This is a genomic window from Pseudoalteromonas sp. P1-9, from assembly GCF_001399975.1.
Lineage (GTDB): Bacteria > Pseudomonadota > Gammaproteobacteria > Enterobacterales > Alteromonadaceae > Pseudoalteromonas.
The window spans coordinates 1-14,480 of record NZ_LKBD01000031.1 but is presented as its reverse complement, the minus strand read 5'-3'; the positions used below and the strand labels follow the sequence as shown (position 1 = coordinate 14,480).

Below are 14,480 nucleotides of genomic sequence, written 5' to 3'. Positions count from 1 at the left end.
TCGCTTTGTAGATCTAGTGGGCTAAGTTAAAAAGCGACAACACGCTCTCGTTTCAATTAACTAAATTAAGTGCAGTGTTAAGAGCTTGATACACTTGAAGCTTGGGTTTGTCGTTTTTACAGTTAGGCGCAATGGCCAATAATGGGCAATCTAAACGTGCTTTTAGGGTTTGCAGATTTTCGTCTTGTTCTAACATGCCATCGTCAACATAATTGGCAATCCAACCAACACATTTCACGCCGCTTTGTTTTATATGACTTAAAGTCAATAATGCATGATTTAAACAGCCTAATTTTAGACCAACGACTAAAATCACCGGTAAATTTTGTTCGGCAACCCAATCTGACAGTAAGTCACTATCATTAATTGGCAATGCCCAACCGCCTGCACCTTCTATTATTAAATGATCAAGCTCTTGGTGCTTAAACACATCTAAATGGTCTGATAGTGCAGTTTTACTTATCTCTACACCGGCTTTTTTTGCTGCAATATGTGGCGCAATGGGTGGTTCGAAGCAAAACGGATTAATCAATTTGTACGGCAGAGCTACATTGCTAGACTCCAGCAGTGTTAACGCGTCTTCATTGACGAGCTCACCAAACGCCTGCTCAGCCCCTGCGGCAATCGGCTTAAAACCAGTAACGGCTCGTTTATGTTGTTTAACATATTTAATTAAAAGGCTCGATACATAGGTTTTACCTACTTCTGTATCTGTGCCAGTTATAAAAACTTGATTCATTTCTCTATCACTATATAAGCAACTTGGTAACTTACCGGAAATTGCCCCTGCTCTTTTGGATAATTAGCTAACAATGCACGGTATTTACGTTTACCCATCAATCCACTGCGCTGCTCGCTACTATTAACTTTATGATTTGCACCAATTTCTTTAATAGAGTGTAAGGCAAGCTTAGGGCTATCGTAAAATATTTTATGATGACAAAAGCTACTACTGATTAATTTAAACCGCGTATGCGCTACTGCATTGGCGATATCGTTTTGTGTTACAAAGCGATTTATGTGAGGCTCATTGTCGAGCACTGAGAAAGCCTGTTTAATTTCCTGTAACGTGCCATCGGCTACAATGCTAAAGTGTGCGCGACCACCTGGTTTTAAAACACGGTAAAAGTGGGTTAAAAGTGCCGCTAAATCACTACTCCATTGCATTGCAAAATTACTAAATATCAGGTCAAAACAGTCGGCCTGAAACGGCAAGGTATCCATATCAGCGCAGATGCTAGGTGTAACAGCTTGTTGCAACATGCTTTCACTTAAATCCATGCTTACAAGATAATCGCAGCGTTTTTTCAGTTCAAACGAATTAACAAAGGGGCCACAGCCTAAATCTAGCGCGACCTTATACCTTGCACCCAATGATTTTAACAGTATGTCGGCTGCTTGCTTTTGCACATGGGCATGACTTTGATAGCGCTCTGCCGCTCTAGAAAAATGAGACGCAGTGGCTTGCTTATTGGTTAACGCAGACAACATCATAACAACTTTAACCCTTCAACAAGATGATTTATCAACTGTTCAATATCTGCTGCTTGGTGTGCAGCGGTAAGCGTTATTCTTAGCCGTGCTGTATTATGAGGGACCGTTGGTGGTCTAATTGCCGTAAGCCAAATACCATTTGATTTTAAATGCTCACTCAGCGCTAAACAGCTTTCACTATCGCCGAGCACCAGCGGTTGTATGGCGCTATTTGACGGCATGAGTGAGAGGTTATGATTGCTTGCAAGGGTTTTAAAATACGCAATATTGTCTTTAAGGCGTGCGCGTTTTTCATCGGCACTGTATAGCCGTTTTAATCGCGAAAGCGTGGCCGATGCAAGCCAAGGCGACATTGCTGTTGAATAAGTATAATCGCGGTTAAATTGCAATAAATAGTCGGCCACATTTTGGCTACATAACACAGCTGCCCCGCTGCTTGCGCAGGCTTTGCCAAAAGTGATAATCAGTATTTCTGGTTTAACCTCGTCACAGCTGCCTAAACCATGATTACCCATTACACCAAAACCATGAGCATCATCAATCATTAACCAGGCATTGTGTTGTTTAGCTATGTGCGCAAGTTCAGCAACTGGTGCGCTATCACCATCCATTGAAAATACCCCTTCACTCACAATCAACTTATGCTGCGCTTTAGATTTTTCTAAACGACGCGTTAAATGTTTTAAATCGTTATGATTAAAGCGAGTATTCGTTGCGTTTGCTGCGAGTCCGCCGTCAATTAAGCTGGCATGATTTAGTTTATCTTGAAAGATTTCACTATTGGCTTCATTCATTAAACTTTTAAGCACACTTGCGTTAGCGCTAAAGCCTGAATTAAACAATAAACACGCTTGATAGTTGAGCTTAGATATGAGGTAATTCTCAAGTGCAATATGCGCATTTTGATAGCCTGTGACTAACGATGAACTACTCGCACCTAATGTATTTTCTAAACCCGTAATTTGCTCTTCACCCAAACCAAGGTAGTCGTTTGATGCGAAATTTAAATACTGTTTATTATTTCTAAGCAAAAAACGAGGACCAACACGCTCAAATGCAATGCGCTGGCGGTATAAAGACGCTTGTTGTCGCTCAGCAAGCGTCTTGTTTATATATTCGAACGCCATTTATGCTGGATAAAATAGTTCAGATGTTTCTTTATCAGCAATTGCTGATTCTAACGACGCTTGATATGCCTCATCGGAATAATCCTCAGCGCTTTCAGGCGACATACCGAGCTTTTTAATCAGCATCATATCGCTGTCTGCTTCTGGATTATCCGTAGTTAGCAACTTATCACCATAAAAAATTGAGTTAGCGCCAGCGAAAAAACACATTGATTGCATCTGTTCATTCATCGCCGTGCGCCCTGCACTTAAGCGAACGTAACTTTTTGGCATCATAATGCGCGCAACCGCAATCGTACGAATAAACTCAAAATGGTCTAAATCATCCACATCTTCAAGTGGCGTGCCTTTAACTTTTACTAGCATGTTAATTGGCACACTTTCTGGCTGCTTTGGTAAATTTGCCAGCTGCATTAATAAACCATAACGGTCTTTCGCTTGTTCGCCCATACCAACAATGCCACCCGAGCATACTTTCATACCCGCGTCACGCACGTGAGCAAGGGTATCAAGTCTATCTTGGTAGGTTCTTGTTGTGATGATTTGTTGGTAATATTCAGGTGAGGTATCTAAGTTATGGTTGTAATAATCAAGTCCCGCATCACGCAGTGCATGTGCTTTATCGTTATCAAGCATGCCCAGCGTCATACAGGTTTCAAGGCCCAGTTCTTTAACCTCTTTTACCATTTTCGCAATGTACGGCATATCGCGATCTTTCGGATCAGACCAAGCAGCCCCCATACAAAAACGTGTAGCCCCCTTATTTTTAGCAATACGCGCTTGTTCGACCACTTTCTCAACTTCCATCAAACGCTCGCGTTCTAGATCCGTTTTATAGTGGCCTGATTGAGGACAGTATTTACAATCTTCAGGACATGCGCCCGTTTTGATAGATAACAGCGTAGAAATTTGTACTTTGTTTGGATTAAAGTGTTGACGATGAACACTGGCAGCTTGAAACAGTAAATCGTTAAACGGCATATTAAACAATGCCTTTATTTCACTAAGTGTCCAGTTATTACGCACCTGAGCTTGCTCCATGGAATTCTCGTTTTTATTTGTTTCTCGAACTTAATTTCGCTAGTCTACGCAGCAACACCTTATTGTCAACCAAACGCAACCTTTAGAGGTTTACATTTGAACATTAAAGAAACAATTGATTTGGATTTTGATAAAAATCATTTATGGCACCCCTACACGTCTATGATAAATCCCCTGCCGGTGTACCCAGTTACACATGCTGATGGTGTGCATATTCATTTAGAAACGGGTGAAAAATTAATTGATGGAATGGCCTCTTGGTGGAGCGTTTTGCATGGCTACAATAACCTTGAACTTAACAACGCAATAAAGCAACAAGTTGATAAAATGAGTCATGTGATGTTTGGCGGTTTAACCCACCAACCTGCCGTTGACCTTGGCAAGAAACTACTCGACATTACACCACAATCGCTCACTCGTATCTTTTTAGCCGATTCAGGCTCTGTTGCGGTAGAAGTTGCCATTAAAATGGCAATGCAATATTGGCGCAGTAAAGGTAATATGCGTAAAAACAAACTTATGGCGCTAAGTAAAGGTTATCACGGCGATACATTTGCGGCGATGAGTGTATGTGATCCAATTAATAGCATGCATTCGTTGTACAAAGGTTTTTTACCAGAGCACTATTTTGTTCCCGCACCAAAAAGTAAATTTGGTGAAGCATTCGACCGCTCAGAGCGCGATGTATTAGCGCAGTACTTTGACAAGCATCACATGGATATCGCCGCCTTCATTTTAGAGCCGATTGTACAAAATGCTGGCGGCATGAACTTTTATCACAGCGACTATTTAAAAGCGGTACGCGAATTATGTGATGAGTACGACATACTGTTAATTTGTGATGAAATCGCTACGGGCTTTGGTCGTACAGGAAAAATGTTTGCCGTTGAATATGCCAATATTGAGCCTGATATTATGTGTATTGGTAAAGCCATGACCGGTGGTTATATGACGCTATCGGCAACCTTAACAACCGATAAAGTTGCAATTGGTATTAGTGAAGGCGATGCAGGTGTGATGATGCATGGGCCTACATTTATGGCAAACCCCCTTGCCTGTGCCGTTGCCAATAAAAGCATTGAATTACTGCTTAAAACTGACTGGCAAAGTAATATTGCACGCATTGAACATTGTTTTAGAACACACTTACAGCCGCTTGAAAGCTTTGATTCTGTAGCAAATGTTCGTATTCTCGGGGCAATTGGTGTTGTCGAAATGAAGCAAGCGGTTGACGTTGCCAAAGTGCAAAAACAGCTAATTGAACACGGCGTGTGGTTAAGGCCGTTTGGCAAACTGATTTATATGATGCCGCCTTATATCATGCAAGATGCGTCAATCATCAAAATGTGTAATGCGATTAAATCGATTTTGTAGGATTTAGGGCCTAATGGCTTACCATTCAAATAGGTAAGCCATTTTGTTGATGGTTTTTAGCGGTACTTTATGAATGTTGCGCTGATAATAAAGGTGCTGCATCGCCTTATCTTTAATTTCACCCACCACGACTTCTTTTACTTGATAACCAAGCGCGTGCGCTGCTTCAGCATACGCAATAAATTCCCACTTTTTAATGTTGGTGTTATCCAAAATCACCAATGGAATTTCCTGGCTTAACGCACGAATAAAACGCGCTAAATTAAGATTATGGTATTCACTTAGCTTGGCTTTATCAAAACGATATTGACCATCGCTGATAAAAAAATCGTCGGTTGAACAAATTACAAATTGGCCTTCATCGCCATTTACCATTTCATCACACAAACTCTGAGCGTAATGACTTTTCCCTGAGCCCGGCAGACCCCTTAAAATAAACACTTGTTTCATCTAAACAAAATTACCAATAAACAAATAATACAAATAACTAACAAACTGATTTGGTTAACCGCGATACTATCACCACTGCGGCGGTTGTAACGCTGACGCATGATGATTGAAATACTCGATATGATACCAGTTAAGATTAAAAAAAGAATCAGCAAGTTACGTGGCGTCATCAACCAATGATCACGATGCGATAAACCAAAATACCGGATAATGCCATATTCAAGCTCTGGCCTTGCGTAGTGAAACATAATCAGCGCGAGTAAAAAGAAAAACCACGCGATAATTGATAACGCATGTAATACGTTTTGCCTCATAGGTGATTTGCTGCGCCTTTCTTTTATCATACGCGTCAGTTATTCAATGAAATTTCACTATTTTTAAGCATATTACACATTATCGGGAAATTTGCTGTTTTTTTATTTTTCTTTCACAGGTAAGATAACAAACTTTCTTAGCGCATGCTAAGTAAGAACAACAAGAATTTATTTAGGCATTTTAATCATTGGAGTGAAAATGAGCCATATAGCTATCACAGACCTTTTGAAAGGCCGTGTAGAAGTAGGTGCAACCGTTACTATTAAAGGTTGGATCCGTACACGTCGCGATTCAAAAGCAGGAATCTCTTTTTTAGCCGTTCATGACGGTAGTTGTTTCGATCCTATTCAAGCTGTGGTACCGAATTCACTCAATAATTATGAAGAAGTGACCAAGCTTACCGCAGGCTGTTCAGTAACGGTTGTTGGTACAATCGTAGAATCACAAGGCCAAGGCCAATCATTTGAGATTCAAGCTGAATCGGTAGAAGTAGTAGGTTGGGTAGAAAACCCAGATACGTACCCTATGGCTGCAAAGCGTCACAGTATTGAATATTTACGTGAACACGCACATTTACGTCCTCGCACTAATATTATCGGTGCAGTGACGCGTGTTCGTAACTGCTTATCACAAGCAATTCACCGTTTTTACCACGAGCGTGGTTACGTTTGGATTTCTACACCTATTATCACAGCTAGTGACTGTGAAGGTGCGGGTGAAATGTTCCGTGTATCAACTCTCGATATGCAAAACTTACCGCGCACTGATAAAGGCGATGTAGATTACAGCGAAGACTTCTTCGGTAAAGAAGCATTCTTAACAGTATCTGGCCAGCTAAACGGCGAAACTTACTGTTCAGCAATGTCAAAAATCTACACTTTTGGCCCAACATTCCGTGCTGAAAACTCAAATACGTCTCGTCACTTAGCTGAATTCTGGATGGTTGAGCCTGAAGTTGCATTTGCAGATCTTAACGATATTGCTGCACTTGCAGAAGACATGCTGAAATACGTATTTAAAGCAGTACTTGAAGAGCGTCGTGATGATATGGAATTCTTTGCACAACGAGTTGAGAAAACCGCTATTTCACGTTTAGAAGACTTTGTTGAAAAAGATTTCGCACAAGTTGACTACACAGACGCTGTTGAAATTCTTAGAAGCTGTGGCAAGAAATTCGAATTCCCAGTTGAATGGGGTGTGGATTTACAATCAGAGCACGAGCGCTATCTTGCAGAAGAGCACTTTAATGCACCAGTAGTTATTAAAAACTACCCGAAAGACATTAAAGCGTTCTACATGCGTCAAAACGAAGACGGCAAAACAGTTGCAGCAATGGACGTTGTTGCACCAGGTATCGGTGAAATCATTGGCGGCTCACAGCGTGAAGAACGTTTAGACGTACTTGATGCACGTTTAGAAGAAATGGGCTTAGACAAAGAGGATTACTCTTGGTATCGCGATTTACGTAAGTACGGTACTGTTCCGCACTCAGGTTTCGGCCTAGGTTTTGAACGCCTTGTAGCTTACGTAACAGGTATGGGTAACGTACGTGACGTTATCGCCTTCCCGCGCACAAAAGGTTCAGCTACTTACTAAACGCTTTCCGTTAAATTAAGTACACTTAATGAAAAACCGGCTTATGCCGGTTTTTGTTTATGTAATTTTGGCCTAGTGATCTACTACATCAACTGGCTTATAAAGCACATGATAATCAATAATGTGCTCACACAACTTTTTACACGTATATTATTTTGTGGCGAACCAGCCTCGATTTAGAGAGTTACACTAAGAAGCGCGACAAAAAAAGCCTTGCTAAAGAAGCAAGGCTTTTACAATTGGAATAAGATTGTATTGTTACAAAGATGCTTCTAGTTCTGGAAGTACATCAAATAAATCAGCAACTAAACCGTAATCGGCAACTTGGAAGATTGGCGCGTCGGGATCTTTGTTGATTGCAACAATCACTTTAGAGTCTTTCATACCGGCAAGGTGCTGAATTGCACCGCTGATACCAACCGCGATATAGAGTTGCGGCGCAACAATTTTACCTGTCTGCCCTACTTGCATGTCGTTTGGTACAAAGCCCGCATCAACAGCAGCACGCGATGCACCAATCGCTGCACCAAGTTTATCTGCAATACCATTTAACAATGCAAAGTTTTCGCCATTTTGCATACCGCGACCACCTGAGATGATGACATCTGCCGCAGTAAGTTCTGGGCGTTCACTTTCAGTTTCTTGTTGTGAAACAAAACTGCTTAGCGCGTTCTCTTTAACTGCATCAAATGATGAAACAGCTACTGGAGCCTGATCACCTGCTACATCAAACGCACTCGAGCGTACCGTGACAATGTGTTTATCTTCACTACTTTGTACAGTCGCGATTGCATTACCCGCATAAATTGGACGCTTAAATGTATTTTCATCAATCACTTCGATAATGTCAGAAATTTGCACTTTGTCTAAAAGTGCAGCCACTCGCGGCATAAAGTTTTTGCCTGTTGTGGTTGCAGCTGCGAATATATGTGAATAATCGCCAGCTAAATCGACAACAAGATCAGCCATGTTCTCCGCAAGTTGATGCTCTAATGCTGCATTATCGGCAACAATGACATTTGAAACACCGTCAATTTTGCTCGCGGCTTCTGCTACTGCGGCTACGTTAAAGCCTGCAACTAAAACAGTAACTGACTTACCAAGCTTTTGCGTTGCCGAAACTACTTTAGCTGTGTCGTTTTTAAGCACGCCATGTTCGTGCTCTGCAATAATAAGTACTGACATTAGATCACCTTCGCTTCATTTTTTAGTTTTTCAACTAGCGTTGCTACGTCTGCGACAATTTCGCCTGCTTCACGCTTGCTTGGCTCTTCTACTTTTAAGGTTGTAATACGCGGCGTAACATCAACACCGAGATCCGCTGCGGTTAATACATCAAGCGGCTTGCGCTTAGCCTTCATAATATTAGGAAGCGTTGCATAACGAGGTTCATTCAAGCGAAGATCCGTCGTCACAACTGCAGGTAAGTTAACAGCGATTGTTTGTAAACCACCATCGACTTCGCGCGTTACATTAAGCTTATCGCCATCAACCACTACTTCTGAGGCAAAGGTAGCTTGAGCACGCCCAGTAAGTGCAGCAAGCATTTGACCTGTTTGGTTGTTATCAGAGTCAATCGCCTGCTTACCTAAAATCACTAACTCTGGATTTTCTTGCTCTACAACTTTGGCAAGGAGCTTAGCAACATGCAGCGACTCTAAACGTTCGTTTGTGTCAATTTGGATTGCTTTGTCTGCACCAAGTGCAAGTGCCGTACGAAGCTGTTCTTGGCAAGCCTTATCGCCTATCGATACAACGACAACTTCACTTGCTTTACCTGCTTCTTTAATGCGGATAGCTTCTTCCACCGCGATTTCACAAAATGGGTTAAGGGCCATTTTTACACTATTAAGATCAACATCACTATTGTCGGCTTTTACGCGCGCTTTTACGTTATAGTCGATCACTCGTTTGACCGGAACTAGGATTTTCATAACCTCTCCTTTAATGTTTACGCGTACGTAAACCTAGGTAAACTTATTTAACCGTTATTTGGTTTTAAGGCTACTTCCTGTTGACGTAAACGTCAACCTAAAATATGCTAAAGCCAATAACAGGTTATTTGGTTAACAAAGACCAGCTTAATTCAACAGGGGCAATATCATGGTACAACGTGAAACCATGGAGTTTGATGTAGTTATTGTAGGCGCTGGGCCTGCAGGCTTATCAAGCGCTATAAAACTGGCACAACTAGCACAAGAAAACGAACAAGAATTAATGATTTGTGTTGTTGAAAAAGGTTCAGAGGTCGGAGCTCATATCTTATCGGGTGCCGTATTTGAACCACGTGCACTTAATGAATTACTACCAAATTGGCAAGAACTTGGCGCCCCACTTAATACCAAAGTGAGTCAAGACGACATTTATTGGTTTAATGATGAACGTAGCGCGAAAAAGCTACCTGCTTTTGCCACGCCAAAAACCTTCCATAATGACGACAACTACATCGTTTCCATGGGTAATGTATGTCGTTTCCTTGCACAACAAGCAGAAAACCTAGGTGTAGAAATCTTTCCAGGGTTTAGTGCACATTCACTGATTATTGAAGATGATGCGGTAAAAGGCATAATCACAGGTGATATGGGCGTAAGTGAATCTGGCGAAGAAAAAGATGGCTTTATGCCAGGTATGGAACTTCGCGCTAAATACACTATTTTTGCAGAAGGTTGCCGCGGTCATTTGGGTAAAGAGCTCATCAGTACCTTTAAACTAGATCAAGGTAAATCACCACAACATTATGGTTTAGGGTTTAAAGAGATCTGGGAAATCCCGAGCGAACACCATAAGCCCGGGCTTGTCGTGCATGGTGCAGGATGGCCACTTGATAAAGATACCGGCGGTGGCTCTTATATGTATCATGGCGATGACAATCAAGTGGTAGTTGGTTTAATCATTGATTTAAACTTCAGCAATCCATACCTTTCGCCATTTGATGAATTTCAGCGCATGAAACACCACACTGTGTTTGCAGATACATTGAAACACGGCAAACGCATTGCCTATGGTGCACGCGCCATCGCAAAAGGTGGTTTGAACTCATTACCTAAAATGACTTTTCCAGGTGGTGTGTTAGTTGGCTGTAACGCAGGTACGCTTAATTTTGCCAAGATAAAAGGTAATCACACAGCAATGAAGTCAGGCATGCTAGCCGCTGAAAGTATCTTTACTGCAATACAGGATAATAAAGCTAATACAGAGCTTGATGACTTTGCATCGCGTTTTGAGAATTCGTGGCTTTATCAAGAATTAAACAGCAGTAAAAACTTCGGCCCAGCAATGCATAAACTAGGTAAGTTTTTAGGCGGCATGTATAACACCATTGACCAAAACTTATTTAATGGCGGTTTACCGTTTAACTTTAAAGATGACACACCTGATCATGCTTGCCTTGAGCCAGCTAGTCGTCATTCAGAAATTAACTATGCAAAACCTGATGGCACACTCAGTTTTGATAAACTAAGTTCGGTGTTTTTATCAAGTACTAACCATGAAGAAGATCAGCCATGTCACTTAAAACTGGCGGATAACACAATACCGCTTGGTAAAAACTTATCTGAATACAATGAGCCTGCACAGCGCTATTGCCCAGCAGGCGTGTATGAAATTAACGAAGTTGAAGGTCAACCGACGTTCGTTATTAATTCGCAAAACTGCATCCACTGTAAAACCTGCGATATTAAAGATCCGAGCCAGAACATTACTTGGGTCACACCTGAAGGTTCTGGCGGACCAAATTACCCGAATATGTAATTTCCAATTGTATTTGTCAAAGGCATGCTCTCCCACGTGAGCATGCCTTTTTTATTACTTGTTAAAACCTTAGTTATCGCTAATACTCAATAAACAACACACTGATTATCAAGTAATTATGGATAAAGACAGCGTTACATTTAGATTTTTGGCAGAACCTACCGACGTTAACTTTGGCGGTAAAGTACACGGTGGCATTGTTATGAAGTGGATTGACCAAGCGGGTTATGCTTGTGCAGCGCTGTGGAGTGGTCATTACTGTGTTACCGTATCTGTTGCGGCAATAAAATTCCATCGCCCTATTCTTGTTGGGCAACTTGTTGAAGTTGAAGCCAAAATAGCTAATACCGGTAAAACCAGTATGCAAATATTTATCGCTGTTCGCTGTGGCGATCCTAAATCAGGGCAGATGGTAGAATCGAATAATTGCATCATCAATTTTGTCGCTACGGATCAAGCTGGTTACCCTGTACCGGTTCCTGCCTTTGAAGCAAAAACCGCAAATGAAAAGCGTATTCAAAAATACGCGCAGAAGATGAAAGACATGTCACTGCAAGCGGAAAAAGTGTTCGAACAAGAAATGAAAGAAGAATAATTTTATTCAACACGTTTTATGGCAAAATAGGCACTTTTACAGTGCCTATTTAAGTTTGTTAGTGTTATGAATGACTACCAATTAAGTCCAATTGCCTTTATCGAATCTCCCTATAAACAAAAATTTGCGATACCTCGCCAGCCTCGCCTTATTCCAGAAGCAAAAGCCAAGTGCAAATTTGTTGGTGAGTTTAACCGTGAAGAGTTTGTTCGTGGTATTGAAGACTTTAGCCATGTTTGGCTTATTTTTCGTTTTCATGAAACGGCCGATAAAGGCTGGTCGCCATTAGTTCGCCCACCTCGTTTAGGCGGCAACGATAAAAAAGGAGTGTTTGCAACCCGCGCCACCTTTAGACCAAATGGCATTGGTATGAGCGCGGTAAAACTCGAAGGTGTGCACTATGAAAATGGCCAACTTTGGCTTGAGCTGTCAGGCATAGACTTACTAGATGGTACTCCTATTCTTGATATTAAGCCCTATTTACCCTATTCCGATAGCCTACCAAATGCGACTGCAGGGTTTGCAGATACACGCCCAGAAACGCCATTAGTTGTTGAGTTTGCAGATAAAGCCAATGCGTTTTGCGAACAAAACCAAACGCTTTACCCGGAGCTACAAAGCTTTATTGAAAAAGTATTAAAACAAGACCCGCGACCAGCTTATAAAAAAACGAAAGTCGGGTTACAAGAATACGGCATGAGCTTGTTTGATTTAAATATTAAATGGCAAGTGATTGAAAGCAACGTTACCGTATTAGAAATTAGCAAAAATAGCGAAAAGCCAGCATAGTAAGGCTTTTGAATTTTTACATACACTGATAAACTTAGCGCCTTACCTTATAAAAATCAGATTTAACATTTCGGAAAGCAAATGCGTACTAGTCAATATATTTTAGCGACGTTAAAAGAAACGCCATCTGATGCTGAAATTATCAGCCATCAGCTTATGTTACGCGCGGGAATGATCCGCAAACTAGCATCGGGTTTATACACTTGGTTACCAAGTGGTTTAAAAGTACTACGTAAAGTAGAAAACATTGTTCGTGAAGAAATGAACAAAGCCGGTGCGATAGAAATGTTAATGCCCATTATCCAGCCAGCCGACCTTTGGCAAGAGTCTGGTCGTTGGGAGCAATTTGGCCCAGAATTACTGCGTATTAATGACCGTCACAACCGCCCTTTTGCGTTAGGTCCTACACACGAAGAAGTGATTACTGAATTTGTTCGTAAAGAGATTAGCAGTTACAAACAACTGCCGGTAAATCTTTATCAAATCCAGACTAAAGTACGTGACGAAGTTCGTCCACGTTTTGGTGTGATGCGCGCGCGCGAATTCACCATGAAAGATGCCTATTCTTTCCATTTAAGTGAAGAGTGCTTAAATGAAACGTATAAGAAAATGCACCAAGCATACTGTAATGTTTTTGAGCGTTTAGGCTTAGATTACCGTCCTGTTATTGCAGATACTGGTTCAATCGGTGGCTCAGTTTCTCATGAATTCCACGTACTTGCAGAATCTGGTGAAGATGCCATCGCATTTAGCTCAGAGTCAGACTACGCAGCAAATATTGAAAAAGCAGAAGCGGTAGCACCTATTATTGAACGCCCTGCGCCATCAAAAGAGTTAAACCGTTTCGACACGCCTAGTGCAAAAACAATTGAAGATCTAAAACAGCAACACGGTGTTAAACCACACCGCGGCGTTAAGACATTAATTGCTTACGGCGCGCCAAATGAGAACGAAGAGCGCGGTTTAGTTGCACTCGTTGTACGTGGCGACCATGAACTTAATGAGCTTAAAGCTGAAAAGCTAACTTTAGTTGATTCACCACTTGAATTTGCAACAGAAGAAGACATTGTTAAGGCAACGGGTGCAAAACCAGGTTCACTAGGCCCAGTTGGTTTAGACATGCCAATTATTGTAGACCGTTCAGCGGCTGTAATGGCAGACTTTGTTGCGGGTGCAAACGAAGATGGCGTTCACTACAGTGGTATTAACTTTGACCGTGACGTTACAGACTACACGGTTGAAGATATTCGTAATGTTGTGGAAGGCGACCCTAGCCCGTGTGGTAAAGGCGTATTAAACATAAAACGTGGTATTGAAGTTGGTCATATTTTCCAACTTGGCACAAAGTACTCAGAGGCAATGAAAGCAGGCGTACTTGCTGAAAGTGGTAAAAACCAAATTATGACTATGGGTTGTTATGGTATTGGTGTTTCGCGCATCGTTGCAGCGGCAATTGAACAAAACCACGACCAATACGGTATTAAATGGCCGACTGCCCTTGCTCCGTTTGAGCTGGCAATCGTACCAATGAATATGCACAAGTCGCATCGTATTCCAGAGATTGCCGACAAGTTATACGCAGATCTTCAAGCTGCTGGTATTGATGTATTATTTGATGATCGTAAAGAACGCCCAGGCGTAATGTTTAACGATATGGAATTAGTTGGCGTACCGCATACGTTAGTGATCGGTGAGCGTAATCTAGATAACAACCAAATCGAATACAAAAATCGTATTACAGGTGAAAAAGAGCTTATTGACCTAGATAACGCGATTGAAGCAATTATTAACCTAGTTAAATCATAATTGTAAGATAATAAAAAAGCGCTGTGTTGTCACAGCGCTTCTTTATCAATTGAGTGACCAGTCCTAAATACGGTTGACACTTTTCCAACTTAAATTTGGAGAATGTTATGAAACCTATATCCAAGAGAACTCAAAAAGATTAT

The 14,480-nt window shown here is 41.4% G+C and carries 14 protein-coding genes; 6 read left to right on the top strand and 8 right to left on the bottom strand.

Annotated elements, in window-relative coordinates:
• Window positions 1-52 precede the first annotated feature (52 nt).
• From bioD to bioB, 4 genes are read right to left on the bottom strand one after another with little or no spacing between them, the layout of a single operon-like run.
• Window positions 53-739 (bottom strand): dethiobiotin synthase, encoded by a 687-nt coding sequence (gene bioD, locus AN214_RS16370; protein ID WP_054980707.1) that lies wholly within the window; start codon window positions 737-739, stop codon window positions 53-55.
• Window positions 736-1,494, bottom strand: coding sequence for a malonyl-ACP O-methyltransferase BioC (gene bioC, locus AN214_RS16365; protein WP_054980706.1), 759 nt, complete (start codon window positions 1,492-1,494; stop codon window positions 736-738). The genes bioD and bioC overlap by 4 nt, the downstream gene beginning before the upstream one ends.
• Window positions 1,491-2,621, bottom strand: coding sequence for an 8-amino-7-oxononanoate synthase (locus tag AN214_RS16360; protein WP_054980705.1), 1,131 nt, complete (start codon window positions 2,619-2,621; stop codon window positions 1,491-1,493). The genes bioC and AN214_RS16360 overlap by 4 nt, the downstream gene beginning before the upstream one ends.
• A complete protein-coding gene (gene bioB / locus AN214_RS16355; RefSeq protein ID WP_054980704.1) occupies window positions 2,622-3,662 on the bottom strand; it encodes a biotin synthase BioB in 1,041 nt (346 codons plus the stop codon).
• A 96-nt stretch (window positions 3,663-3,758) separates the two neighbouring features.
• On the opposite strand from bioB, the gene bioA reads away from it, so the two are divergent.
• A complete protein-coding gene (gene bioA, locus AN214_RS16350; RefSeq protein WP_054980703.1) occupies window positions 3,759-5,036 on the top strand; it encodes an adenosylmethionine--8-amino-7-oxononanoate transaminase in 1,278 nt (425 codons plus the stop codon).
• An 18-nt stretch (window positions 5,037-5,054) separates the two neighbouring features.
• On the opposite strand, the gene AN214_RS16345 is transcribed toward bioA, so the two are convergent.
• Window positions 5,055-5,486, bottom strand: coding sequence for an ATP-binding protein (locus tag AN214_RS16345; protein ID WP_054980702.1), 432 nt, complete (start codon window positions 5,484-5,486; stop codon window positions 5,055-5,057).
• Window positions 5,483-5,800, bottom strand: coding sequence for a hypothetical protein (locus AN214_RS16340; RefSeq protein ID WP_054980701.1), 318 nt, complete (start codon window positions 5,798-5,800; stop codon window positions 5,483-5,485). Before AN214_RS16340 ends, AN214_RS16345 begins: the two co-directional genes overlap by 4 nt.
• Before the next feature lie 199 nt (window positions 5,801-5,999).
• On the opposite strand from AN214_RS16340, the gene asnS reads away from it, so the two are divergent.
• Window positions 6,000-7,397 carry an asparagine--tRNA ligase gene (gene asnS, locus AN214_RS16335; protein ID WP_054980700.1) on the top strand — a complete coding sequence of 466 codons (1,398 nt, stop codon included), beginning with the start codon at window positions 6,000-6,002 and terminating at the stop codon, window positions 7,395-7,397.
• A 258-nt stretch (window positions 7,398-7,655) separates the two neighbouring features.
• Here asnS and AN214_RS16330 read toward each other — a convergent pair whose 3' ends face one another.
• The gene (locus AN214_RS16330; RefSeq protein WP_054980699.1) at window positions 7,656-8,582 is read right to left on the bottom strand and encodes an electron transfer flavoprotein subunit alpha/FixB family protein; all 927 of its coding nucleotides are present in this window, start codon (window positions 8,580-8,582) and stop codon (window positions 7,656-7,658) included.
• Complete coding sequence (locus AN214_RS16325) at window positions 8,582-9,331, bottom strand: electron transfer flavoprotein subunit beta/FixA family protein (RefSeq protein WP_054980698.1); 750 nt, start codon at window positions 9,329-9,331, stop codon at window positions 8,582-8,584. The genes AN214_RS16330 and AN214_RS16325 overlap by 1 nt, the downstream gene beginning before the upstream one ends.
• A 169-nt stretch (window positions 9,332-9,500) precedes the next feature.
• Here AN214_RS16325 and AN214_RS16320 point away from each other — a divergent pair, with 169 nt between their 5' ends.
• From AN214_RS16320 to AN214_RS16305, 4 genes are all read left to right on the top strand, one after another.
• Window positions 9,501-11,147, top strand: coding sequence for an electron transfer flavoprotein-ubiquinone oxidoreductase (locus AN214_RS16320; protein WP_054980697.1), 1,647 nt, complete (start codon window positions 9,501-9,503; stop codon window positions 11,145-11,147).
• A 118-nt stretch (window positions 11,148-11,265) separates the two neighbouring features.
• Complete coding sequence (locus AN214_RS16315; protein WP_010560053.1) at window positions 11,266-11,742, top strand: acyl-CoA thioesterase; 477 nt, start codon at window positions 11,266-11,268, stop codon at window positions 11,740-11,742.
• Window positions 11,743-11,808: 66 nt separating this feature from the next.
• A complete protein-coding gene (tsaA, locus tag AN214_RS16310) occupies window positions 11,809-12,531 on the top strand; it encodes a tRNA (N6-threonylcarbamoyladenosine(37)-N6)-methyltransferase TrmO (RefSeq protein ID WP_054980696.1) in 723 nt (240 codons plus the stop codon).
• Window positions 12,532-12,612: 81 nt separating this feature from the next.
• Window positions 12,613-14,337 (top strand): proline--tRNA ligase, encoded by a 1,725-nt coding sequence (locus AN214_RS16305; protein ID WP_054980695.1) that lies wholly within the window; start codon window positions 12,613-12,615, stop codon window positions 14,335-14,337.
• Window positions 14,338-14,480: the final 143 nt, after the last annotated feature.